The following is a 23,922-nucleotide window of genomic DNA, read 5'->3' on the forward strand; positions in this document are numbered from 1 at the left end:
AACGATCATGTTATAATGTAAGAAAAATTACTTTTACTTGTAAATAATTTCACTTTGCGAAAAGGTGTTGTCACGCTATGGAGTTCAGCCGATTTCTGGAGCCCGATCTGCAATACCATGTCTACGTGAAGGATACGCCTCAATTTCAGAAAACGCATGATACGTATGATCACTGGGCGTTGTTTGTCGTCGAAGAAGGCGCCTTTGATTACAGAATGGGCAGCCAAAGCGGAAGGGCGGTTAAGGATGACCTCGTATTATGCCCGCCCGATCTAACCTTCTACCGGCAAACGAACGGTTTATCGTTCCATCTCATGGGGTTTCAATGGATCGCTTCCCCAGAAGCACCGCAGCATGCGGTGGATTTCCCAACTATCGGCAAGCTGCGGCTCATGAACAACAAACGATTCCTGTCCACCCTCTCCCAATTTCGCGAAGCCCAATACTTGCAAGCTGGAATTGGTCGTACGTACAAGAAACACTTACTTAAGGATCTTCTCTACTTGCTTCAGATCGAGCAATCCGAGCAGCTTGCGAAGTCATTGTTCAGCGAGGATCCGACGCTTGGACGAGCCCTGCATCTGCTTCAGCAGCAAGCCGAATTCGGCATTTCGCTAAAGTCAATTGCTGTGGAGCTTGGCCTCACCCAGGTGCAGCTGACAAGACTGTTCACACGCGAATTCCGTATAACGCCAGGCGCTTACGCGGCTAATCTTAGAATGGACAAGGTGAAGCAGCTCCTTGTACACTCTACGCTTACCCTTGCCCAAATCGCCGAGCATTGCGGATTTACCGACGAACATCATTTGAGCAAAAGCTTCAAAAAGCTGTGCGGCGTCAATCCTTCATCGTACCGAAAAACACATAACATATGAAAAAAACAAGCCGACCTGCATCGAATGAGGTCGGCTTTCGTTCTCGCTATTTAGCTCCCGTAACCGAGTGCTTTTAGCTGCTCCATGGCGCTGTCCACGAACGCTTTGTAGTTCATGGAAGTTTCCAGCGTCTTGATAAAGTCATCGTATTCGGTCAATGGACGCTTATCGTAAATAAACTTCGCGATCTCCTCTTCCATATACCGGTCCGCATCGGCTGGGTTATACCCCTCCGGATTGTCGATGAATCCGTTCAACGCTTCGATGCGAGGCTGATCGTTCGCGAATTCGATTGCAGCCGATTGCGCGGCGAACTTCGCCTGCAAATATTCCATTTCCGGTCTGCCGGTGAATTGGTACAGCCAGGAATGGCCGACCTCGCCCGCTTTGTCCGTCATCTTCGGCTTGCCGTCCTCCAGCGTGAAGTGAGTATCCTTCACCCCGAACTGCACGAGCAGCGAGCCCCCGTCCGGATTCGAAATATAGTTGAGCAGATCGAGCACCCGCTGAAGCTTCTCCGGATCCTTCTCGAGCGCTTTCGGTATGGCGTAACGGCCAGGCGCCGCGCCGATGTCCCATGAACCGTCGAATTGTCCGCCTGCACCTGACGGAGCGGCGATTTGCAGCCATTCCGCATTCGGATTAACGGTTTTGATCTGTTCCACGAACTGCTCCTTCGTCATGTTCGGCCAGTCGAGATAAACGATGCCCGCCTGCCCTTTGATCGCCTTCTCTTGATGTTGCAAGCCGCTATTCGCGAGCAGCTCGGGATCGACGGAGCCAGACGCGATCATTTCCTTAATAAAGGCCAAAGCATCCTTCATTGCCGGCTCATGCAGCGAATTGACGACTTTGCCGTCCTTCTCGTAGAAGTTGCCCGGCATGCCGACGCCGAATGCGCCGAAGACGGTCGAGAACGCGAACAGCTTGCTTCCCGTTAGTCCGAAGGTGTCCGGTTTGCCGTTTCCGTCCGGATCGTTTTTCGTGAACGCTTCCGCTACGGTGGCCAATTGCTCCACGGTCGTCGGCACTTCCAGCTTCAGCTTATCGAGCCAATCCTTGCGGATCCATAAGGTGTTATAAGGGATTTGAGGAGATTTGGAGATGCCGTATACTTTTCCGTCGACTGTCCCCTTCTTGACGCTATCCTCCCCGATGAACGCTACCGTTTGCTCCAACTTATCCATGTATGGCGTAAGATCGAGAAGCAGCCCTTGTTTGGAGAACTGTATGAGCTGCTGGCGATTGACCATGAACAGATCGGGAAAGTTGCCCGAGGACATCCGAACGTTCAATTGATTATTATAATCGTCTGCAGCTGGGTACACCGTCAGATTCAGGTCGATATTCAGCGCCTTATCCAGTGCTTGCTTAATCATGTCTTTATCCGGCGACGGCAGATTGTTCCCCGTCTCGATAATATCGAGCTTAACCGGCTTGCTGCTCGGCTGCTCCGTTTCCGCTCCTGGCTTGGCGGTAACGCCGCCCGAATTATTTCCCGGATTATCGCTGCCGTTCCCCCCCGAACAAGCCGTAAGCAAAGCTCCCGCTAATGAAACGGCTACTAGCAAAGTCCCTAATTTCTTCATGATTTTAACCCCTCTCTGAATGGTTTCATCGGTCAACCTTTTATAGAACCAAGCAGCATCCCTTTTGTAAAATGCTTCTGAAGAAACGGGTAGATCACGATGACCGGCAAGCTGGCAATCATGACGGATGCCATCTGCATCGTCTGCGTCGGCATCATATTTTCCGCGTTCTCCAGCGGCTGCTGACTTTGCATCAGAATTTCTCGGACGACGACCTGCAGCGGATACAGCGTGCGATCGGTCACATAAAAAATCGCTTGAAAAAACTCGTTCCAGTGACCAACCAAGTAAAACAATCCAACCGTCAGCAAGACGGGAACGGAAAGCGGCGTAACGATTTGCAGCAGGATGCGGAACTCCTTGGCTCCATCCATTCGGGCCGACTCGAACAGTTCCTCCGGCAGCCCTTCAAAAAAGCTTTTCATAATAAGAACGTTGAAGCTCCACACCGCATTTGGCAAAATCATCGCCCAGATGGAATCGAGCAGCCCCATCGACTTCACGACCAGATAGGTCGGAATAAGTCCACCGCTGAACAACAACGTGAATACGATCATGAGCAGAAAAAAGTTTCTTCCCGGCAAATTCCGGCGGCTAAGCGGATATGCCATCAGCCCCGTCAAGACGAGATTGACCGCCGTTCCGATGACCGTAATGAGGACGGTTATTTGGAATGCCTTCGGAATGTTGGACTCCGTCAGCAGCGTGCGGTAAGCGGAAAACGTAATTTCCTTCGGGAACAATATGAAACCGCCGTTGCGCAGCACTTCCCCGAAAGGCGTAATGGATACCGATACGACATACAGGATCGGCAGAATGGCGCCAAGTCCGCATAGTCCGAGAATAACATATATGATCGTGTTGAAAATTTTATCGTCGAGGCTCCTTACCATATGCCCTCACCCCATTTCTTCGCCACGCGGTTAGCGCCCAGTACGAGGATGAGCCCGATGACCGATTTGAACAATCCGACTGCCGATGCCAAACTGAAATTAAGCTGCTGCAGACCGGTTCGGTAAACCCATGTATCGATAATGTCCGCGACCGGGTACACCTGTATATTGTACAGGATGTAGATTTGGTCGAAGCCGGCGTCAAGCAGATGGCCAAGCTTCAGAACGAACAGAAGGACGATAATGCTTCTAATGCCCGGCAGCGTAATATGCCAGATCATGCGCAGCCGGCTCGCGCCGTCCACTTTCGCCGCTTCGTAGAGGGTTGGATCGATGCCTGCCATCGCGGCTAAGTAAATAATGGCACCCCAGCCGAGATTTTGCCATACCTCCGAACCAACCAGTATACTGCGGAAATATTCTGTCGAGGTCAGGAACGGAATCGAGGTTCCGCCCGCTTCCACGATCCAGCGGTTTATGAGGCCGCCGTTCTGGGAGAAGAGCGTCAGAAGAATGCCGAATATAATGACCCAAGACAAGAAGTGCGGCATGTAAGTCAGCGTCTGAACGATCGACTTCAGCCAGCGAACGCGGCATTCGTTCAGCAGCACGGCCAGCACGATCGGAGGAAGCGTCCCCCATACCAGCTTGTAGAGGCTGATCAACAGCGTATTGCTCAAGAGTTGGCTGAAATAAGGCGACTCGTAAAAGCTCTGAAAATGCTTATACCACGGATCAACCCACGAGCTGCCCGTTATGCCGTCCAGGATCGCAAAATCCTTGAAGGCGATAATGACGCCGTACATCGGGAAGTACCGAAATATAACGAAATAAATAATGCCGGGCAGAAGCATGACGTAAAAGGCTTTAAACCGCCATGCCAATCTTGCAATCATGAGCAGCTTGGTCCGCGGAGATGGCCGTATCCGAGGGGCTGGCGTTAGGCTATGATTGGCTTCCATCGTATCCCTCCTAGTGTGAATGCGCTTCCAATAAGGTAAGTATAAAGGGCGGAGCGTTTCCTCGATATGCACAAAAACGTAAAAAATGTACGCATTTCAGACGCCACTTTGGATCATTTAGAGGTGTGCTGCGCTTTGAATGGATTCAATACAATCAAAAGGCTAGGTGTTCAAGATTAACTGCGACTACCCAATAGTTGTACGATTTATCGTATAAACCAAGCTACGGATAGGCTAAATCAAGGCATTTGATCGAAAAATCGCACAAAATCATCGGCCGCGCGGATGGACTATTCACTTTTGTACGATATATCGTATAAGTTTTTCAAATCCCGTCTTGTTTGACTGGTCTTGGATGAAAAACCATATAAATGGACTAATTAGTAATCCGTTAATGGAATACAGACAACGATCAACAGATGAGACAAAAGGAGATGCCCGAATAGCCAAAGGCTATACGTGCATCTCCTTTTATGTTCCCAAATCCGCAATCGATTCTCATTTACCAAATGCCTAATTGCTCGTCGCTTTCCGTCAGGACGGGCATATCGACGCGCACGACGGTGCCTTTCCCCACCGCGCTTCCAATCCGCAAGCCGTACGTTTCACCGTGATGGATCCGAATCCGCTCATGCACGTTCCGCAAGCCGATACCCGTAAATCGGTACACCGAACGCTGCCCGCCGTCCTGATCCTCCAGTAACAGCCTGCTCCGCTTCACCCGCGCAATGCCTATCCCATTATCGCGAACATATAGCCTTAGAATTCCGTTCTCAAGCCCGCCTTTGACGACGATAAAACCGCCGTGATTCGGCGTTAATCCGTGAAACAACGCGTTTTCCACGAGCGGCTGCAGCGTAAGCTTAAGAATGCGGTACTGCAGAAGGTCAGGATTAATATCAATCCTAAACTGATATTGATCTCCATAGCGCACCTGCTGGATATGCATGTACATGCGCAGCCCTTCCAGCTCATCCGCAAGCGTTACGTATTCCGATTGCTTGTCAAAGCTGAAGCTTAACAGCTTAACCAGCGAACGGATCGTGTCGCGTACCTCGTCGATGCGCTGCTGCTTGGCCAAACTGCTAATGCAGGCAAGCGTGTTATACAGAAAATGGGGCGCAATCTGGCTTCGCAGCATCTTCAGCTCGTATTCCTTCTTCTGCTCCTCCGCCGACTTTGTCTTCTGGAGCAAACTTTGAATTCGCTCAAGCATGGCATTGTAGCTTTGCGTAAGCCTTCCGATTTCGTCCCTTCTCGTGACAGGCAGCTTCGCCACGACCTGAAGGTCGTTAAGTCGGTCCATCTTCTCGACGAACCGACGGATCGGATGCGTGAACGATCGGCTGAGCAGATACGCGCTGAGCAGCAGCATTATAATCCATACGATACTTGCAGTCCGATAGTTGTTGTTCAACTTCTGCAGGTCCTGATAGAAATAATCCTCTTCGATGAACGCCGCGAGCGTCCAGCCTAGACGGTTTTTGGTCGACTTCACGGCGACGAGCGGATTCAAGGAATCCCCTTCGATGCCGCTAACGCCTACTTTGAGACCTACGAGCTGCCCGCGAAAGCTTTCCTCGAGCTTCGGCGGATAGGAAGCCGTTTGGAAGGGAAGGAGCTTATCCCGGGAATCAAGCCGATTAATGACGCTCCCTTCCTTCGTGAACAAAATATAAGATTGATAAATCATAGGCGCAATGCGCTCCGTGAGCAAATCAAGATTAAGTTCGGCGACCACAACGCCCTTCACCTTATTGCCGGCATCGGCAATCGGCAATACGTATGCAAGCGTACGGCCCGACATCGGCGAATCGTAAGGCTCGCTCACGTTAATGGCCCCGTAGTTCATAAGCGCCAGCTCATAAAGCTGGCTCAGTCTAGGATTGCCGATGATGTCGTAAACGACCTGCGAGCTTGCGAACACTTGCCCATCGGCTCGAATCATGAACAGCGTTCTGGCAATCGAGTTGTTAATGCCCGCGAATTTGCGAAGCGTCTCGACCGCCGCCCCCTCATTCCCGCTCTCCAGCAAATCGGCGCGGGTCGAGAGCAGCAGCAGCATATTTTCCACATTGTCCAGGCTTGCATCGATATATTGGTTCGTCCGGCTGACGAGCAGCTCGGCATCGCGAATGACCTGATTCTGAAGCAAGCTCTCCGCCTCGTTAAGGTTGCGCCATGCAAGCACCTGAACGAGCAGCAGCGTCACGATGAACAAATAAATAAACTGCTTGGTAGCGAGACCAAGGCTGGCATACCAGTGAAACAGCTTCGTCATATCCACCCTTCCTCCGCGCCCGTTCTCTCTCCCCTGCTTCAGCCATTCCGTTTGTAGTCCGTCGGCGACACCCCGGTCCAATTCCGAAACGTAACGGTAAAATAGCGATAGCTCGGAATGCCGACCTCTTCCGCAACCTCGTACACTTTCTTGTTCGAATGCCTTAGAAGCTCGATCGCCTTCTCCATGCGGAGACGGGTAATATACTGATTGACCGTACTCCCCGTTTCCTCGCGAAACAGTTTGCTGATATGATGCGAGCTTAGACCTACCTGCTCCGCAATGACGGGCAGCGAGATCGGCTCTCCCAGATGGTCTTTGATCCATTGCACGGCCGAACGAATCTCATAGCGCGAACGCGATTTCCCAAGCTCGGCAGTCTCCATGTCCAGTACGAGGCTGGCGATCATCTCGGTCAACGTTCCTGCATCCATCAATTGACTAATTCGCGTTGCGTTCAGCTCGGCGCCATCTTGTTGCCTATGCCATTCAATCTGCCAATGGATGACCCGCTCCTTCAGTTGGCTTGGCTTCACGCGTTCTGCTATACACCAATCTCTGAATTCACTCTGTAAGCATTCCTTCAAGCTTTCGGCCGACCGTGACGCTTTTCTAAGCAGCTCACCCATTCCTTTCGCTTTGTTATCCGTCATTTCCGTCAGCGACCTTGATTGTACAGCGAACACGGTGCTCTCGTCCGGGCATCGATCGTAAAAGAGCGCATCTTTCCATTCACTGGAGACAGCCAGCGCTTCCGCAAGTCCTTCTTTGGATGTGACCGATTCGCTTACAAGAGCGTAAGCCGTTGCATTTCGTTCCAGCACCGTCGATTCCCGGTTTATCAGCTCTGCCAAATGCAGAACATCCGATTGCAACTCATCGACTACTGTTTCAGAACGATGCCCCCCTTCGATTACAATAAAATATTCCCGCTCCCGTACCGTAAGCCACGTCAGCCAGTTCGGATCTTTACTCTCACGCTCGGTCAGCCACTGCTGAACCGTCTCCTTCACTTGCAGATAGGCTAGTGGAGGAATGTCCAGTTGAAGCCGTACCAATCGAATCGAGCGATCTGCGCTAAGCGCCATTGGCTGCCAGTCGGAGCTGGACGGCACTTGCCCGTGAAGCAGCTTGCCGAATAAAGCGGCTTGCAGCTGCCTTTGCTCCCTTCTCGCATGCCCCTGCGCCATGCGCTCCTTGATGATCGCAGCTCTCACTTTGTCCATCGCCAGCTTAAGCTCTTCTTCTTCCATCGATACCTTCAAAATGTATTCAAGCGCTCCGAGACGGAGCGCTTCTTGTACATAATGGAAATCGCTGTGACAGGTCAACAAGATGATTTGAACGCTCGGGTGACGCTTCCGGAGCTCACGAATGAGAGCAATGCCATCCATAACCGGCATTGTAATATCCGTTATAACGACATCAGGCTCACAGTCGGCGCATAGCTGCAAGGCTTCCTGACCATTGCTCGCTTCGCCGATCCATTCGGCGCCGCACGCTTCCCAGGGAAAGATGCGAAGCTCTTGCCGCAGAGGAATTTCATCGTCGACGATCAATACGCCAAGCGGCTTCACGGCCATGATATCCTCTCCTTTCAAGTCTTAAATGCTTATGAAATGAAAGCGCTGTCAATTACTTTTCCCCATTATAGAGCATAGACTCTAATTTCGGCAACCTCCGCGCGCGGTCCTCCGTTCGTTTCATCGATCCATAATCGAATCGTTCGCGACGTTACGGAACGGCTCAGCTTATGCACTTTTTTGCGTTTATGGTTATGCTTCTCTTCAGCCACTGTGACCCATTCCTCGCCGATGAGCGCCTCTATCCGATAAGCTCGGACGAGCTCGGGAATCGCTTCGAAAGTTGTGCGATGATGGTGCAAATTGATTAAATCTTCATTAACGTCGTCATTAAACGTGACGTGAACCTCGGCGATCGACTGCTCTTCAGCCCACTCTAGCTGCAGCCATTCCGGCTTCCCTGAGGACATCGGCTCGGACATCCACGAATGCGGACCGGCGAACGGCCTAATATACCCGTCAGTCACCGCTGCGGCAGCGTATGCTTCCGTATTCGGCGTAACCTGCAGACATAGCGGACGGCGGTTCCAATTGCGCATGCTCCACTGTACGACCGGCTGATCCGGCTGACGATCCTCAAGAAGCGTGGAGACGATCGGTTTCGGTCCCTTCTCAAAGCACAGCACGCCGGTCATCGCATGATCCGATCCGTGGACCGCAATCGATTCGTTCGCCTTAATAATGAGAAATGCATTGCAAGCCGCATCGGGCTTCCAAGCCAGATCCAGCTTCACCCACTGCCCGTCGCCTTCGGATACGGTCACCGATGCGGAAGTCACCATTTGTTTCGGCACGTAGTTCTCCCCTTTGCCCGTATGCCACAGCTCCGCTTCAAGGGTAGCTGACTTCGCTGCATCGACCAGCAGCTCCACCGATTCAAGCGATGGATTCACGGGAAACAGAATCCCGAGATCTTTGTCCAGCGGGTGCTTATAAGACGAATCCTTTAGCGCAACTTGGGTCATCGTGCTGGAAGCCGTAATGCGGGCCGACTTGGCGAGATCGTAAGGATCGTCTGCCGCGATCCCGATAATCGACGCATCCTGCCGCAGCATCGTCTGCTGCAGGTCATTCATATGGTCACGGTGTAGCGCACGCGGCGATATCCCTTTCTGAACGCACAGCGCGGCGCCGCTTCCGGCTGCTTCGCCGATGACGGCGCAGGTCGCCATGACTCTCGTCGTTCCGAATGCGACGTGAGTTGCGCTGATGTCGCGGCCTGCGAACAGCAGATTGCTGACGTTGCTGGAGTACAGGCTCCGGAATGGAATATGGTAGATCCCATCCGAAAATAAATGCTTCGAACCGCTTTCCGTCGAATACATGCCTTGCGGCGGATGCAGATCGATCGACCAGCCTCCGAAGGCGATGCGGTCGGCGAACGGTTCCTGCTTGATAATATCGTTTTGGTTCAGCATATAGTCGCCAATGAAACGGCGGTACTCCCGTTTGCCTGGAATCGATCCCACCCATTCCAGCGTCATACGCTCTGCATCGAAATTGCCCGAGTTTTTGATGTAATCCCATATTCCATAGATGACTGACCAGAGCTCATCCCGAATTCGTTCATTTTGATGCACCGTATCCAGCTCGCCGCCCCATTCGATCCACCAATAATGACAGCCCGAATCGCCGCTGCGGATGACCCGCTTCATCGGGATCGTCGTTTGGGTAATATCCTTCGCGAAGCTCGGCGGAATGAACTTGACCGGCCGATCGGCCTCCTTCGTATAGAACAAGAGCGTGCTGCCAAGCGTAATATCGTCAGGCGTCTCCGGTGCCCAGTCCTCGTTGTACTCGTCTCTAGCCTCGCGGCCGATCCGGTATTTGGCGCCTGCCAAAAATCCCGCAAGCCCATCCCCTGTACAATCGATGTATATATCGCTCTCAAACCGGATTCTACGCTCGGAGCCCATCATCCAGCCCGTAACGGACTTGATGACGCGCTCCTCTTCCGCACCGTCCGCTTCCACCTCGTGCACATCGGTGTTAAGAAACAAGGTAATATTCGGCTCGGCGCGAACCGTCTCTAATACGACGAGATCCCATAAATAAGGATTGCCATCGGGATTGCGGAATTGATTTTCGACGAACATTTCGCCCATAATGCCCGTTTCTCTTGCGAAACGCTGCGTACCATGCGCCGTAGCGCCGCATACCCACACCCTAACCTCGCTGCTGGAATTGCCCCCAAGTACGGGTCTGTTGTTCACGAGCGACACGGTTTGTCCGAGGCGCGCGGCTGCAACGGCAGCGCATACGCCAGCCAAGCCTCCGCCAATAACGGTAATGTCAGATTTTACTGATTCAAGCTTCATTCGAATCCCCCCAAGTCAAGAATTACTTTCATCTTAACCCTAGGGGGTCGTTATTTAACATGCACTGCGCTATCATATAAGCATATACTTTATTTCACATAGGAGGCTGAGTGCAGGGATGATGACTTTTCGAAGCTCCGTCCTATCGCCAACGCTGCTGCATCATGTCTTTTGGAATCATAAAGAGAAGTTTCAATACAGCGTAGACACTTACGAACATTGGGTTCTATTTGCGGTGGAGGGTGGCAGCTTTCGTTATGGGATTGGAAACAGTGAGGGGATTGCGCAGATGGGCGACGTCATAATATGCCCGCCGGGCATCGATTTTCATCGCGAGGTTATCCATGCGGCGTCCTTTCATTTCATCGGATTTTCTTTAGATTCACTATCGGGAGGGCTTGGTAATGAAGGACAAGAGGATGAGCACAATGTCCGACTTCGTTTGGCGGCTTCCGCCTACAAGCCTGCCGTCACGCATAAGGAAAGGCTTGCCGATAATTTGAGGTATTTCAAGGGACAGGACGAAGCCGCCGCACAGATCGATCAGCGAATCTATTGGCAAAATCATGCGCTTAACGATATATGGCTGTTTTGTCTGCAATCAATAGCTGCCGGGTCGGTCAACGAAGATATGCAGCCTGCCGATCCTCTGATGGAACAAGCGCAGCTTTATATCCGGCATAACGCCTTTGAAGATATGAGCATGCTGGTGCTTGCGGACGAGCTGGGTATAAGTCCCGTTCAGCTCACCCGCCGTTTCACCAGAAGCGCGGGGATGACCCCTTCGCGTTATTTAAGTCATATTAGACTGGAGCAAGCGAAATCTTTGCTCGTCGATACTGAGCTCAATTTAGAAGAAATCGCTTTGGCATGCGGCTTCAACAATGGTTTTTACCTCAGCCGCGTGTTCACGAAGATGATGAAAATCAGCCCTTCCGCTTACCGTAAAACAAACCGGGTCTAAGCCCTATATACGGCAATCGGAAGCATGATCACGAATACGCTGCCTTCTCCGGAGCTTTCTCTAAGTGAAAGCTGCCCGCCCTGAGCTTGCGCTAGAAGCCTGCTGAACGTGAGGCCCAGTCCGAGGCCCCGTACGGTATGTTTCTTGTTCTCGCCGCGGAAGAACCGCTCGAAGATGAGATCCTGCTCCGGCTGCGGGATGCCTTGGCCGTTGTCGGCAACGACGATTTCGGCGAACCCATCCTCTCGCGCGCTTAGGGAGACACGAACGCTAAGCGAACGATCCGAATGACGGGATTGTACGATATTATTGAGCAAATTAACCATTATTTGTTGAATGCGCAGCGGATCGCCTATGATCCGAACAGGCTGACCTGGCAGCGACAATGAAGGCTCGGCAATTGTCACGTCTTGATGCAGAGTCCATTGGTAAATAATTTCGGGTATCAACACCGCAGCGTCGAGATCTTCGCGGTTCAAGTGTACAAGCCCAGCTTCCAAGGCGTTGTAATCAAGCAGATCGGCAACCATCCGTTCCAGTCTGCCTGTCTCTTCGAGAGCGATAGACAGAAATTCGTCGGCATCATCGCCCTGCACCACCTTTTCCTTCACGGCATGGACAAGCCCTTTCACCGAAGTAACGGGCGTCTTCAGCTCATGCGTCAAGCCGGCCAGCATGAAGTTGCGGGAATGCTCCAATTGCTTGAGCCGGCCAGCCATCTCCTTGAACGAAATTATCATTTCGTTCAGCTCTTGCTCCTTCGCGTTTGCCTCCAGCTGGACGTCGTAATGGCCTAAGCTGATCTCTCGGGCCGCCGACGCAACATTGCGTATCGGACGGACGAGCTTGCGCGATAGCAAATAGATCGTCAGCCAGCCGAGCGCTGTCAAGCTGACGAGCAGAAGACCGATTGCCCACTTCAGTTCGGGAATATGGGTTAACGATTGGGTCGGCTGGAGAAGCGTTACCTGACCAATCTTGCTTCCGTCATGTTCGATCGGGGCTATGATCGCTTTCATTCCTGGCTGCTTCGCCTTATCGAGCCTGTCGTTCAGCTTTGTCCTCAAATCCTCTTGCGTCAAAGGATCGTTCGAATAGAGCAGCCTGCCTTCCGTATCGGTCACGATAACGCACATGCCCGGCCCGAGCTTGAAGAAGCGCGACCTTTTGTCAATGTATGGTCCCAAGTTGTCCGGTACCTCAATCGTTCCTTCCGCCCCATTCAGCCGATCGGCAATTTCCTGCGCGAGCAGCTCAACCGTCTGCAGACGGCTGTCCAGCGTCTCTCGGTTCGTCCACCAGATTGCGGCGGCGGCAAGAAGCAGTAGTCCAACAAGCAGTATAATAAAATATCGCATGGTCCAGTAGGACAACAATGAAGCTTGTTTTACTTTTCGATCCATAATTGATACCCCGTTCCGCGCAACGTCCGAATCTCGCCTTGCTCGGACGGCCAATGGGACAACGACTGACGCAGCCGCTTGATCGACAGGTCAACCGCACGATCGCTTCCTTCATAGTCCGCGCCCCATACATATTCGATAAGTTGTTCTCTCGTATAGATCCGATTCGGATTTTCCGCTAGGAATAGCAGTACCGCCAAATCACGCGGCATAAACATGACTTCGGCGCCGTTCAAGGATACGGACTGTGCTAGAAAATCGATGCTTAAGCTCCCGAAGCGCCTCTGTCTGCTCCCGTCCGTCCAATGCGCCGGCCTTCGCAGCACCGCTTGGACCCGGGCAACGACCTCCTCCGGAATGAAAGGCTTCGGCATATAATCATCGGCACCGCCGTTCAGACCGTTTAACCTGTCGTCTATGCCGCCTCGCGCCGTCAACATAATTACCGGACAACTGCTCGTCTCGCGGACTTTGCGAAGCACTTCAAAGCCATCCATATGCGGCAGCATGACATCAAGCAATATGAGCGCGGGAGCTTCCACTGCGAATAAGTCCAAAGCCTGTCGCCCATCCGCGGCCAATGCAACGGCAAAGCCGGCTTTGCGCAAATAAACGGTCAGCACGCGGGCAATGGCCGGTTCATCTTCGACAACCATAATCGTTTGCACACCATACGCCCCTCTCATGATCGTTGCCCTCTATTGTAGCAACAGTCGGGTCATGCGGCAATGCCGTCGAAACAATGAAATTCCCCGTTCATGCTCCGACATCTTCCCGACTTATTCGTCCGTTACAATGAACTTAAATAGAGGGCATCAGTCCATAAATGGAGGGAAATCATGAAGAAAAAAGGAATCATCTGGACAAGCGTCATCGCGGCGGTCATTGTCATCGGCGTGGGAGGATACGCGCTAATGAACGACTATCTCGGCAACAATGTAGAGATCGAATCGGTCATGACTCCATCCGCGGAAAACAATGCAAATGCTTCTGAGGAGACGGGCTCTGGCGAAGGCGTTACGGCCGGTGCCGCCGTATCGGTGGACGAGCTTAACGGAGAATGGAGCATTGCTAGTGGCTCAAAAGTATATTGGTCAGTCACGACATCGAAGGAAACGGTCAATTTCGTTAATGAATCGGTAAGCGGCTCATGGACCGTAGACTTGAACGACACGTCGAAAATGGCAGGTAAGGGCGTCCTCGATATGACGGCTCTTGATTCCGGCAACAGCCAGCGTGACGGTCATGTCAAGGATCGCGACGACCTGCTCGCCGTTAGCCAGTACCCGGAAGCGACATTCACGGCAACGGCTATCACGCCTCAAGCAGCCGAGTTCACGGAAGGCACAGCCGTTCCGCTAACTATCGAAGGAACTTTAACGGTTAAGGGTGTCGAGAAAGCAGTTACTTTTGATTCCAACGCCATGTATCAGAACGGTCAGCTTCTACTGTCCGGCACTACGAAAGTCACGTTCGCTGATTTCGGAATGGCCAGCCCGCACACTGTCGTATTAGAAACGGAAAACGATCTATCTGTTCAGCTTGAACTAATATTGGCCCAAGCATAATTTAACCGAATAGAAATAGAAGCCTTTAGTGTCGCTCCAGCAGCGGTACCAAAGGCTTCTTATTCACGTATAGAATACTAATTGCACTCTAATGTCCAGCTACATACTCTTCTAGTTCCGTTGCCGGATCGAACTTTTCCTTGCTCATAGCTAGTGCTGCAAGAAGCGCGATGACCGCCGGGATAATAGCCCATGCGAACGTTTGAACGAGTGACGAGGACAACGCCTCCGTGATCTGATCGAGAACTTGGGTCGGAATATGCTCCCGTGTCGCCGGAGTAAGAATTTGACTCGGATCCCCTAGATCGATGCCGTCCGGCACTTCACCGCCGCTGCTGAACTTGGCAGCCAGCTTATTCGTAAAGATATGACTCTGGATAATGCCGAATACTGTAATGCCCAGCGTCATTCCAAGCTCCCTCGTAAAGTTCAGCGTAGAGCTCGCAGAACCGCGCTGTCTTGCCGTGAAGCCATGAATCGCCGCGTTGCTCAGCACGGAGAATGATGCGCCAATGCCGAGACCGATCAAGATCATGAAGATCGTAAGGATGAAACGCGACGAATCTGGCGTAAGAGTCGTCAGAAGTGCGATGCCTATGACAAGCAGCGTTAATGTCGCGATCATGATGGAGCGATACTTAAACTTCGTAAGCAACGAACCGCCTCCAGCGGCAGTAACGACCGAGCCTAACATCATAGGGAGCAAAATAAGCCCCGAATTCGTTGCCGATCCGCCGATAACGCCTTGAATGAAGATCGGAATATAGACCGAAGCGGTAATAAAAGCTGCGCCGCTGAACAAAGCCATCATATTGCTTGTCGAATAGAGACGGTTCTTGAACATGCCGAACGTAATAATCGGTTCTTGCGCACTGCGTTCGATGAAGACGAAACCAACGATAAGGACAGCAAAAGCCAAAAACAATCCGATGATCATGCCGGAGTCCCAAGCGTATTCCTTGCCTCCAAGCTCAAGCGCGAACATGAGGCAGACGATCGCGGCTACAAGCGTAAATGCGCCCATATAGTCGATTTTTTGCTTAGAATGCTCGACAGATTCCTTGTAGAACAACGTAATCAGGCCGAACGAAATAAGGCCGAGCGGCAAGTTAATGTAGAAAATCCACGACCAATTGATGTAGTCCGTAATATAAGCGCCTAACAGCGGTCCGAAAAGGCTGGATAAACCGAATACGGCGCCGAACAACCCACCCATCTTGCCGCGCTTATCTGCTGGCACGACATCGAACATGATCGTGAACGCGATCGGCAATACAGCGCCGCCGCCGATCCCTTGAATCGCGCGATAAATGCTAAGCTGCACGATAGTCTCCGCAGTGCCGCATAACGCAGAGCCTATCATGAACACGATGATACCGAATATGAAGAAACGCTTGCGGCCGTACATATCCGATAATTTGCCGAAGATTGGCATGCCGGCCATCTCCGCTACCATATAAGCGGAAGTTACCCACATCAATTTGTCAAAACCGCCTAGTTCTCCAACGATCGTTCCCATAGCCGTTGCCACGATCGTATTGTCCATCGATCCCATGAGGACGGCCAGCAGCAGACCCGCAATGATGATCCCCATATTGTTTCTTTTAACCACGTTGCTTACTCCCTCCACGCACTCTTGCGTCTTATCTCTACCTTACATGCCTTCTGCCAGCATTTGCTTCAAAAACCGTCCCGTATAAGAAGCACTCACTTCAGCCACTTGCTCAGGCGTGCCTTCGGCTACAAGCATGCCGCCTGCTGAGCCGCCTTCCGGGCCAATATCGATCACCCAGTCAGTTTCCCGAATCAGCTCCAAGCTATGCTCAACGACGACAACGGTATTGCCCGAATCGACGAGCTTGCTGAGCAGCACATGCAGCCGCTTGATGTCCGAAGGATGGAGACCGGTTGTCGGCTCGTCCAGCAAATACAGCGTATGATCTTTCGAGGGTTTGCTCAGCTCCTTCGCTAACCTGATTCGTTGACCTTCACCGCCGGATAATGTTTTGACCGACTGACCCCATATCAAATAACCGAGCCCCACCTCGCAAAGCATAGCGATAAGCGCTGCAATCTTCGTCTCCGAGCTTAAGATGGGCAGACTTTCCTGTATGGACATATTGAGCAAATCGGAGATCGAATACCCTGCATATTGGACTTCCAGCACATCGTCTGTAAATCTTCTGCCTTTGCAGTCATGGCACTTCACCTCTAGATCGGGCATGAAGTTCATGTCTACCGTCAACACGCCTAAGCCTTGGCATGTCTCGCAGCGCCCTCCCGGCGTATTGAACGAGAAGTGCTTCGAAGTGAGCTTCCGCTTCTTAGCCTCCGGCAAAGCCGCGAACAGCTGACGCAAATGCGTGAATACATCGGTATACGTTGCGACATTCGAACGCTGCATTCTTCCCATTGGCGTCTGATCGAAAATGATTGTATTCCCCGTCTGTTCTTCTGCGAGAATATCGAATACGAGCGTTGACTTCCCGGAACCCGATACCCCCGTTACGGACACCAGTTGCCCCAGCGGGAAACGGACTTCCGGGATGTTCACATTGCGAAGCTTCGCATTCTTAATCGTAATCTGCTTGCCATTGCCTTTCCTGCGCAAGCGATCAGAAGCGGAAGTAGCAGCGGCTGCCCTCTGCTTCTCTTCCCTCAAATAAGCGCCCGTGACCGAAGACTCGCTTGTCAATAAGTCTTCCAAGCTACCCTCGCCTACAACGGTGCCGCCGTACAGGCCAGCCCCCGGTCCGATATCGATGATATGATCGGCCGCTCGCATCATTTCGACGTCATGCTCAATCACGAGCACCGTATTGCCTAGATCGCGAAGCTCTTGCAGTACTCGAATAAGGCCGACCGTATCGCGGGGATGAAGCCCCGTCGTCGGCTCATCGAGAATATACAGCACTCCGGTCAGACCCGACCCAAGCAGCGAGGCGAGCCGTAGACGCTGTGCTTCACCGCCGGACAACGTTACCGTCTGACGGTTCAGCGAGAGGTAACCAAGACCGACATCCATAATCCGTTTTAGCCGGATTGGCATGTCGTGAAGAATCGGTTCGAGCAGATGCAGCCCCTCTGACGGGATCGTATGCTGCAGCGCATTCGTCCATGCGTATACTTCGCCAAGCGACCAGTCCGATACATCCGTAATCGATGCGTCTGCCACGCGAACTTGACGCACCTCTTGTTTCAATCGTGCGCCGAGGCAAGCCGGACATTGCTGTTCATGGAAGAAGCCGCCTTCCTTTTCCTGCGTGCCCGCGTCCGCTTCTTTCTCCTTATAGCGCCGCCATAGACCAGGGATGACGCCTTCGAACTTCGTACCCTGGACAGGCTTCACATTCGGATAATGGCGTTTGAATGCTTCGCTTTCCACGCCGTAATAGAGCAAATCCCGCTGCACCTCACCATAGTGCTTCAATCGCTGATCGGGATCGAGCTCGAAACCATAATGTTTAGCAGCCGCTGCAAGTATGCGAATCTGAATATCGCGATGAACGCCGTTCAGCGAGGCAACGCCTCCTTCGCGCAAGCTTAGCTCTGGGCTAAAGACCGCCGCTTCATTGATACTGGCCACATGACCAAGACCGCCGCATGACTCGCAAGCGCCTTCCGGTTTATTGAAGGAGAAGTGCGACATGCCTAACTTCTCAAGCTGCGCTCCGCAATGCGGGCAGCCTGTCGTCTGACGCTCCATCCAATCGTCTTCCTCCGTGATGGCTCCTTGCGGCTCGAATGAGGGCGCAATTAGTTCATTGCAATGTGGACATATCCTCTCGCCTAGTCTAGCGAAAATAAAGCGGACGAACGTATAAATATCCGTCACCGTCCCGACCGTCGAACGCGGATTGCGATTGGTCACATGCTGTCCAACGCTTATAGAGGGCGACAAACCTTCGATCGCATCCACCTTCGGCTTGCTGATGGAATCGGACGTCATCCCCATAGAATCCAAGTACAGCCTTTGACATTCCCGTTGGAGCGTATCCATCGCTAACGTTGACTTGCCCGAACCTGACGGCCCGGTAACAACGACAAGCTTGTACTTTGGAATCGATACATTTATATTTTTTAAGTTATTTTCCCGCGCACCTTTGATCATGATCATTTCTTTCATCAAAAATGAAGCCTCCCTCGCTTTATTTTGCACTTAAAGATCGTTTAGTATAGAATGTATTTAATTGTTCGGTTCATCAAATATCTCTACTACCTAATATCTCGTTTATCAAGATATTTATATCTTAAGAGGAGGTTTGTTCTTTTGTCAAGCCAACAACCTACGCCAACAACTCATCTGCAGGAGCAGCTCGCTCAGCGCATGCGGGGACTCGGAAGTCGTACCGTCTTGTATCAACAAAACGTTGCTGCAGCGCTCAAGGTATACAATAGCGATTTTCTGTCCGTCGATATTTTGCGCGAAAGAGGTCCCATTACGGCAGGCGAGCTTTCCAAGTTAACCGGCCTATCCACCGGCAGCGTTACCGCGCTAATCGACAGGCTCGAGAAGAACGGCTTTGTCCGCAGGCAGAATGACCCCAATGATCGTCGCAAAGTCATAATCGTTCCGATATACGAAGAGAAGGAAGACGTCAGCCATATTTACATGCCGCTTAACGATGCCATGATGGAGCTGGCCTCCACTTATTCAGACGAAGAACTCACACTCATCACGCAGTTTCTAGACAAAGCAAGTAACGTTATAGAGGAGCAAATGACTGCGCTCAGCTCCATCGCACGCAGCAAATCAACGTCTTAACCCCGTCGTTCTATCTACGGCTACCAAAAACAGCCCTGCATCTCCATTAAGGAGAGCAGAGCTGTTTAGTATAATCACATACTAATGCGCGAGCGCAAGTGCGGAAGATTGGATAAATCGAACGTAATTGGCCGCTTCCTGCTTGAGCCGATCATCCGTTATCTCCATTGCACCGTAGATTTCGAACGACGGCAAATAGGTGCCTCCGCATCTCTTGATCGTCCGCTCGATCGGCCGGAACAGCTCGCTAAGCGTATATTCATTGTCGCCGCCGGATCGGTATGAATTCCATGTGCCTCCGGCAGTTGTCGCGATCGCGAACTCTTTGCCGTGGAGATGATTTCCGCCAGGACCGTATGCCCATCCGTACGTTAACACGTCGTCGAACCATTTTTTCAAGAGCGGCGGGCTGCTATACCAATATAGGGGGAACTGCAGCACAATACGGTCATGCGCAAGCAGCAGTTGATGCTCTTTCTCCGCGTCGATGTCCCAGCCCGGATATTCCGCGCTTAGATCGCGATACGTAACGTTCGTCTCCTCCATGGCAGCAACTGCCAGCGCCCGGTTAACCCGAGATTCGCCAATATGGGGATGCACGGCAATAATCATTATGTTCATAACAACCATCCTTTGTTCGATAATTGCAGAATCGCGATCTACACCCCCATTATGGACTCGATGCAAAGTTTAGGAAAGTACGCAGTTTTTACGTACTTGGTACGGTTAACCATACTTAGTACGCTGGAAAATCGTACTCCACAATAACGGGATTCATCTGTTAAAATGCAAGTATCAGTCTTAGCACCAGACAGTCGGGAGTGGATCGTAATGGGACTAACGAACGGAATCATCGCTACGCTGCAAGTCATCGGGGGCAAGTGGAAGCCGCTTATCTTATTCCTATTGCTGAATGAAGGAACGCTTCGATTCGGAGAACTGCGGCGTTTGCTGCCGAATATTACGCAAGGCATGCTGACGAGCCAGCTTCGCGAAATGGAACGCGACGGTCTTGTCGTTCGCCGGGTATATCAGGAAATTCCGCCGAAGGTCGAATATGAACTGTCCGAGCATGGCCGTTCGCTTCATCAGGTGCTGGCCGATATGTGCGGTTGGGGCTTTACCCATATCGATTATATGAAAGAGACGAATAACCAAAGCGATGATGAGGCTGCTCTCTCGCCAATCAACAGCGCCAACAAATAGTTTCGTAGTTTAGTTGCCAGTCTATCGTTTTTGTGATAAAACGAACTTATCTTTCTTATATTTGGAAGAAAAGGAGCTGCGTATACGACAATGGAGAAAGCTCTACTTGGCCGGACAGGACTGCCGGTAACGAAACTTAGCTACGGCGCTATGGAAATTCGAGGTCCACGCGTATGGAGCGGAAGGCCTTTCGAGGATACTGACGCGGAGCGCATCTTGAATGCCGTACTGGACTTAGGCATCAACTTCATCGATACCTCTTACGACTATGGTAGAAGCGAGGAATTAATCGGCCGTTTCATCAGCCATCGCCGTGATGAATACATTCTCGCCACGAAATGCGGCTGCTGCGTCACCGATCGCGGCGACCATGACGAAACCTCTCATATTTGGACGCGCGACAACCTGCTGCATAATATAGACACGAGTTTGACAAGAATGAAAACGGATTATATTGACCTCCTCCAACTGCATGGCCCAACACCGCAGCAGGCCGAGGAAGGCCAACTGGTCGATGTTCTGAAGGAAATTCAAGCAAGCGGCAAGGTTCGTTATATCGGCGTGTCCTCCTATCTCCCCAACCTGCCCCCGTTTGTCGAATGGGACGCATTCGATACGTTCCAGCTTCCCTACTCAGCCTTGGAAAGAGAGCATGAAGATTGGGTAACGAAAGCTGCCGGCACCGGAGCTGGAATCATCGTCCGAGGCGGCGTTGGCCAAGTCGAGCCGGGAGTCGGGCGCGGATCGACAGACCGTTGGAGCGCATGGGAGGAGGCAAAGCTTGACGAACTGCTTGAGCATGGCGAACAGCGAACGGGCTTCTTGCTTCGTTTCACCTTGTCTCATCCGTCCATGACGACGACGATCGTCGGAACGAAGAATCCTAATCATTTGGCGGAAAATATTCGCTATGCCGAGATGGGGCCATTGCCTGACGATGTGTATGAGGAAGCGAAGAAGCGTCTTGATGCGATCGGACGCAAAGCATTAACCATCGCGTAAGCAACAACCCAAATAGCTCATTCCTAGGCCAACATGGGCCATGTGGAATGAGCTTTTTTAATAGGCAATCCCTATTAATCCAACGCTACACTAAGCGTCCAATGGTTCGTCGAATATCCTTGTACTTGCTTTACTTTGCCGATTCGATGCGCATAATCAACGCTGTCCATATAGCCGGAAGCAGGCTCGATGGCGAACGTGTAATCGTCGAAGCCGCCGTAGTTGGCCCATATGGCCAAATAAGGATTTTCCTCCGTAGAGAAGCGGAATGTAATGCGATCGCCTGTGACTGGATCCGCCAAGCTTGCGTATCCGTCCTGCAAAGCATCCGTGAAATAATATTTCTCCGCCGCCAAGGTTGAGCCGTCCTCCATAACGGACAGGTTAACTTCAGCTCCGTTATTTGTCGAAGCTATAGGAAAGCTCGTCACGTCCAGTTGTTTACCGATTCTATCAAGATGAGAGTATGAGATCTGAATATTGCCGCTGGATGGCTCGGTATCTAGCTTCATGCCGGGACTAACGGCTAATAGTGGATGGGCTGCCCACAAATAAGAGAACACATGCGGCGTAGTATTATCTAGCCGGTAATCGATCTTCAGCTCATTGCCATCAAGCGCGATTGTCTTCGTCAGCCGATAGGGCACTTGAACGCCCTCGACAGACAGAATTAGCCGATCGCCATCAAATTCTAGGTTCCATGGCATACACCATACTTCGCCGTGATCTGGAAATTGCTTCTCCGTCCAAGGCTCGTTAGGACAGGGACAAGCTAGTATAGTCGGGAACATCTCGTCCCATCCCCCCCGATCCCCTTCGCCCCAGGACATGCCATAACGAAGCTCCTCCCAGGGACGATCCGTATGATGAATCCAATCCTTGCCGGAGCGCTTATCCTCGAGTGAGATGATTTTGCCTCCCCGTTCCGGAACGATACGAACGATTATCCGTTCGTTGTCACCGATTAAGCACGTATAGCCTTGTTCTATGTATTCGCTCCATGTAGTGGTCATAGTGATTCCTCGCCTCTTGTTTTTTGAAATAATAAACATAAACTATAAATAGAACAATTTATTGCGGCACAGGAGAGATATCCGAGTGAGAACCGATCTGCGCATGGCGCCATTGTACTTTTCATATGAACGCAAAAGCAGCTACGAAGAACAATACCAAGGCGTATTTCATGCCCATCTAGAAGTCGAAATTTTGATGATCCATGAAGGCCAGGGCTCGATTATCGTCAATCAGCGGAATTACGAGATTAAGCCCGGCATGATCTGCGTATTCCAGCCCTTCCAATTGCATCATGTGCAAACGGTAATTGGAGAAAATACGCCCTTCGTACGCTCCGTCATTCAATTCGAGCCGTCGCGATATGAAGCCTTCTTTGAGAATTGGCCTGCTCTACATGCTTTCTTAAAGCAATTTCACAAAGGAAAGCCGCCCACTCCCGGGTATTACGAACCTAAGGAGATGGAGCGGCTATCGCATATTTTGCTAAGTCTGCAAGAATCGATAAAGAGCTTGTCCAAGGATCAATATCTCGAGGAGTTCTCTCTTTTCCTGATCGCTTTTTTCCGTACCTTCAGAACTCTGTACGAGAGCCGGCGCTTGGATTCGCAGGCGGAGCCGCAAACCCGTCAACCGCACCAAGCCGAGAAGATCATGGAGTGGCTGGAGAAGATGAGCACGGATTTGCACCTATCTCCGCATCACTTGTCTCATTTATTCAAGGATTGCACGGGCAGCACGATAATCCATTGGAGAGCGAAGTCGACGCCGTTACTTTCCAAGGGACGGACACTCTGGCTTTGGCTCCTTGGAATATCAACTGCTGTTCTTCGCCATGGTGGACGACGGAGCTCGTAATTTGCCCCAAAGCCCCGTTATCGAACTTGAGCATACCGATTGACAGATCCTCTACTTCGGCATTGTCATGGGATACGTTGCTCATGAAAGCTTGCACTTGATTCGGCCTGCCGTTCATCCAAAGCATCGCGTCGATATGATGTACGGCATGGTTTAGCGTCGGCCCTCCGCCCTCTTTCTCCCAAGTGCCTCTCCACCACAAATCATAATAGCAATGACCGCGCCACCAGAAAGAGTCTACTTGAACATGCACGATTTCGCCCATCAGCTTGCTGTCGAGAACCGATTTTAATTTCATCATCGGCGTTCTGAAACGGTTTTGCGCAACGACGGACAATATTTTCCCGGTTCTGCGGGCAGCATCATTCATTACATCGCATTCCTCCAAGGAGGAGGCCATCGGTTTTTCTACGAGCACGTGCTTATTCGCTTCCATATAATCGACCGCCAGAGAAGCATGCGTGTAAGGAGGCGTACAGATGGATACGAGATCAATATCTTCCGCCAGCAAATCCTGATAGTTTTTATAGCCTTTGGCCTCAAGCCCGAACTTCTCGATTTGGGCCCATGCTTTGTCTTCATATTAACCTCCAATGGATTTGATGCTTATATCGTAACAAGGACACCGCCCGAATTGTGACTTC

Annotated in this window: 19 protein-coding genes and 1 pseudogene; 7 read left to right on the forward strand and 13 right to left on the reverse strand. The window is 51.5% G+C overall.

What is annotated here, in order from left to right; all coding sequences use genetic code 11:
- Positions 1-77: 77 nt before the first annotated feature.
- Positions 78-875, forward strand: coding sequence for a helix-turn-helix domain-containing protein (locus tag AB4Z33_RS10680; RefSeq protein ID WP_442049914.1), 798 nt, complete (start codon positions 78-80; stop codon positions 873-875).
- Between the two features lie 50 nt (positions 876-925).
- Here AB4Z33_RS10680 and AB4Z33_RS10685 read toward each other — a convergent pair whose 3' ends face one another.
- The 6 genes from AB4Z33_RS10685 to AB4Z33_RS10710 form a co-directional block, all read right to left on the reverse strand.
- The gene (locus tag AB4Z33_RS10685) at positions 926-2,464 is read right to left on the reverse strand and encodes an extracellular solute-binding protein (protein ID WP_442049915.1); all 1,539 of its coding nucleotides are present in this window, start codon (positions 2,462-2,464) and stop codon (positions 926-928) included.
- Between the two features lie 32 nt (positions 2,465-2,496).
- A complete protein-coding gene (locus AB4Z33_RS10690) occupies positions 2,497-3,357 on the reverse strand; it encodes a carbohydrate ABC transporter permease (RefSeq protein WP_442049916.1) in 861 nt (286 codons plus the stop codon).
- A complete protein-coding gene (locus AB4Z33_RS10695) occupies positions 3,351-4,253 on the reverse strand; it encodes an ABC transporter permease (RefSeq protein WP_442049942.1) in 903 nt (300 codons plus the stop codon). The genes AB4Z33_RS10690 and AB4Z33_RS10695 overlap by 7 nt, the downstream gene beginning before the upstream one ends.
- Positions 4,254-4,821: 568 nt before the next feature.
- Positions 4,822-6,681 carry a sensor histidine kinase gene (locus AB4Z33_RS10700; protein WP_442049917.1) on the reverse strand — a complete coding sequence of 620 codons (1,860 nt, stop codon included), beginning with the start codon at positions 6,679-6,681 and terminating at the stop codon, positions 4,822-4,824.
- Entirely contained in the window at positions 6,639-8,183 is a 1,545-nt protein-coding gene (locus AB4Z33_RS10705; RefSeq protein ID WP_442049918.1) for a response regulator transcription factor, read from the reverse strand. Before AB4Z33_RS10705 ends, AB4Z33_RS10700 begins: the two co-directional genes overlap by 43 nt.
- Positions 8,184-8,248: 65 nt before the next feature.
- Complete coding sequence (locus AB4Z33_RS10710) at positions 8,249-10,501, reverse strand: FAD-dependent oxidoreductase (RefSeq protein ID WP_442049919.1); 2,253 nt, start codon at positions 10,499-10,501, stop codon at positions 8,249-8,251.
- Positions 10,502-10,619: 118 nt separating this feature from the next.
- On the opposite strand from AB4Z33_RS10710, the gene AB4Z33_RS10715 reads away from it, so the two are divergent.
- Positions 10,620-11,465 (forward strand): helix-turn-helix domain-containing protein, encoded by an 846-nt coding sequence (locus AB4Z33_RS10715; RefSeq protein ID WP_442049920.1) that lies wholly within the window; start codon positions 10,620-10,622, stop codon positions 11,463-11,465.
- Here the strand turns inward: AB4Z33_RS10715 and AB4Z33_RS10720 are convergent.
- On the reverse strand, positions 11,462-12,868 hold the full coding sequence (locus AB4Z33_RS10720; protein ID WP_442049921.1) for a HAMP domain-containing sensor histidine kinase: 1,407 nt from the start codon (positions 12,866-12,868) through the stop codon (positions 11,462-11,464). The two genes, AB4Z33_RS10715 and AB4Z33_RS10720, sit on opposite strands and share 4 nt — an antisense overlap.
- The gene (locus AB4Z33_RS10725) at positions 12,853-13,536 is read right to left on the reverse strand and encodes a response regulator transcription factor (protein WP_442049922.1); all 684 of its coding nucleotides are present in this window, start codon (positions 13,534-13,536) and stop codon (positions 12,853-12,855) included. The genes AB4Z33_RS10720 and AB4Z33_RS10725 overlap by 16 nt, the downstream gene beginning before the upstream one ends.
- A 171-nt stretch (positions 13,537-13,707) precedes the next feature.
- Here AB4Z33_RS10725 and AB4Z33_RS10730 point away from each other — a divergent pair, with 171 nt between their 5' ends.
- Positions 13,708-14,436 carry a YceI family protein gene (locus tag AB4Z33_RS10730; RefSeq protein ID WP_442049923.1) on the forward strand — a complete coding sequence of 243 codons (729 nt, stop codon included), beginning with the start codon at positions 13,708-13,710 and terminating at the stop codon, positions 14,434-14,436.
- An 88-nt stretch (positions 14,437-14,524) separates the two neighbouring features.
- On the opposite strand, the gene AB4Z33_RS10735 is transcribed toward AB4Z33_RS10730, so the two are convergent.
- Both AB4Z33_RS10735 and AB4Z33_RS10740 read right to left on the reverse strand, forming a co-directional pair.
- Positions 14,525-16,030 carry an MDR family MFS transporter gene (locus AB4Z33_RS10735; RefSeq protein ID WP_442049943.1) on the reverse strand — a complete coding sequence of 502 codons (1,506 nt, stop codon included), beginning with the start codon at positions 16,028-16,030 and terminating at the stop codon, positions 14,525-14,527.
- A gap of 60 nt (positions 16,031-16,090) precedes the next feature.
- Positions 16,091-18,562: an ATP-binding cassette domain-containing protein gene (locus AB4Z33_RS10740; RefSeq protein ID WP_442049944.1), complete on the reverse strand. Its 2,472-nt coding sequence runs from the start codon at positions 18,560-18,562 to the stop codon at positions 16,091-16,093.
- 201 nt (positions 18,563-18,763) lie between these two features.
- On the opposite strand from AB4Z33_RS10740, the gene AB4Z33_RS10745 reads away from it, so the two are divergent.
- Positions 18,764-19,201, forward strand: a complete 438-nt coding sequence (locus tag AB4Z33_RS10745) for a MarR family transcriptional regulator (RefSeq protein ID WP_442049945.1) — start codon at positions 18,764-18,766, stop codon at positions 19,199-19,201.
- Between the two features lie 81 nt (positions 19,202-19,282).
- On the opposite strand, the gene AB4Z33_RS10750 is transcribed toward AB4Z33_RS10745, so the two are convergent.
- Positions 19,283-19,822, reverse strand: coding sequence for an NAD(P)H-dependent oxidoreductase (locus tag AB4Z33_RS10750; RefSeq protein WP_442049924.1), 540 nt, complete (start codon positions 19,820-19,822; stop codon positions 19,283-19,285).
- 210 nt (positions 19,823-20,032) lie between these two features.
- Between AB4Z33_RS10750 and AB4Z33_RS10755 the strand changes: the two genes are divergently transcribed.
- Positions 20,033-20,407 carry a winged helix-turn-helix transcriptional regulator gene (locus AB4Z33_RS10755; protein WP_442049925.1) on the forward strand — a complete coding sequence of 125 codons (375 nt, stop codon included), beginning with the start codon at positions 20,033-20,035 and terminating at the stop codon, positions 20,405-20,407.
- A 90-nt stretch (positions 20,408-20,497) separates the two neighbouring features.
- Entirely contained in the window at positions 20,498-21,409 is a 912-nt protein-coding gene (locus AB4Z33_RS10760) for an aldo/keto reductase (protein WP_442049926.1), read from the forward strand.
- Positions 21,410-21,483: 74 nt separating this feature from the next.
- Here the strand turns inward: AB4Z33_RS10760 and AB4Z33_RS10765 are convergent, their stop codons facing one another.
- Entirely contained in the window at positions 21,484-22,422 is a 939-nt protein-coding gene (locus tag AB4Z33_RS10765; RefSeq protein ID WP_442049927.1) for a hypothetical protein, read from the reverse strand.
- A 196-nt stretch (positions 22,423-22,618) separates the two neighbouring features.
- On the opposite strand from AB4Z33_RS10765, the gene AB4Z33_RS10770 reads away from it, so the two are divergent.
- The gene (locus AB4Z33_RS10770) at positions 22,619-23,278 is read left to right on the forward strand and encodes an AraC family ligand binding domain-containing protein (protein ID WP_442049946.1); all 660 of its coding nucleotides are present in this window, start codon (positions 22,619-22,621) and stop codon (positions 23,276-23,278) included.
- Here AB4Z33_RS10770 and AB4Z33_RS10775 read toward each other — a convergent pair.
- A pseudogene (locus tag AB4Z33_RS10775) lies at positions 23,166-23,861 on the reverse strand (Gfo/Idh/MocA family protein); the annotation flags it as partial. The gene AB4Z33_RS10770 and the pseudogene AB4Z33_RS10775 sit on opposite strands and share 113 nt — an antisense overlap.
- Between the last annotated feature and the right edge of the window lie 61 nt (positions 23,862-23,922).

This window comes from Paenibacillus sp. 2TAB19 (assembly GCF_052115185.1).
Taxonomy (GTDB): domain Bacteria; phylum Bacillota; class Bacilli; order Paenibacillales; family Paenibacillaceae; genus Pristimantibacillus.

Excerpts from the sequence above, each read along its gene's own strand:
- AB4Z33_RS10680 (WP_442049914.1), top strand. The coding sequence starts at position 78 with ATGGAGTTCAGCCGATTTCTGGAGCCCGATCTGCAATACCATGTCTAC.
- AB4Z33_RS10685 (WP_442049915.1), bottom strand. The coding sequence starts at position 2,464 with ATGAAGAAATTAGGGACTTTGCTAGTAGCCGTTTCATTAGCGGGAGCT.
- AB4Z33_RS10690 (WP_442049916.1), bottom strand. The coding sequence starts at position 3,357 with ATGGTAAGGAGCCTCGACGATAAAATTTTCAACACGATCATATATGTT.
- AB4Z33_RS10695 (WP_442049942.1), bottom strand. The coding sequence starts at position 4,253 with ATGATTGCAAGATTGGCATGGCGGTTTAAAGCCTTTTACGTCATGCTT.
- AB4Z33_RS10705 (WP_442049918.1), bottom strand. The coding sequence starts at position 8,183 with ATGGCCGTGAAGCCGCTTGGCGTATTGATCGTCGACGATGAAATTCCT.
- AB4Z33_RS10710 (WP_442049919.1), bottom strand. The coding sequence starts at position 10,501 with ATGAAGCTTGAATCAGTAAAATCTGACATTACCGTTATTGGCGGAGGC.
- AB4Z33_RS10715 (WP_442049920.1), top strand. The coding sequence starts at position 10,620 with ATGATGACTTTTCGAAGCTCCGTCCTATCGCCAACGCTGCTGCATCAT.
- AB4Z33_RS10720 (WP_442049921.1), bottom strand. The coding sequence starts at position 12,868 with ATGGATCGAAAAGTAAAACAAGCTTCATTGTTGTCCTACTGGACCATG.
- AB4Z33_RS10730 (WP_442049923.1), top strand. The coding sequence starts at position 13,708 with ATGAAGAAAAAAGGAATCATCTGGACAAGCGTCATCGCGGCGGTCATT.
- AB4Z33_RS10735 (WP_442049943.1), bottom strand. The coding sequence starts at position 16,030 with ATGGGGATCATCATTGCGGGTCTGCTGCTGGCCGTCCTCATGGGATCG.
- AB4Z33_RS10740 (WP_442049944.1), bottom strand. The coding sequence starts at position 18,562 with ATGAAAGAAATGATCATGATCAAAGGTGCGCGGGAAAATAACTTAAAA.
- AB4Z33_RS10745 (WP_442049945.1), top strand. The coding sequence starts at position 18,764 with ATGCGGGGACTCGGAAGTCGTACCGTCTTGTATCAACAAAACGTTGCT.
- AB4Z33_RS10750 (WP_442049924.1), bottom strand. The coding sequence starts at position 19,822 with ATGAACATAATGATTATTGCCGTGCATCCCCATATTGGCGAATCTCGG.
- AB4Z33_RS10755 (WP_442049925.1), top strand. The coding sequence starts at position 20,033 with ATGGGACTAACGAACGGAATCATCGCTACGCTGCAAGTCATCGGGGGC.
- AB4Z33_RS10760 (WP_442049926.1), top strand. The coding sequence starts at position 20,498 with ATGGAGAAAGCTCTACTTGGCCGGACAGGACTGCCGGTAACGAAACTT.
- AB4Z33_RS10765 (WP_442049927.1), bottom strand. The coding sequence starts at position 22,422 with ATGACCACTACATGGAGCGAATACATAGAACAAGGCTATACGTGCTTA.
- AB4Z33_RS10770 (WP_442049946.1), top strand. The coding sequence starts at position 22,619 with ATGATCCATGAAGGCCAGGGCTCGATTATCGTCAATCAGCGGAATTAC.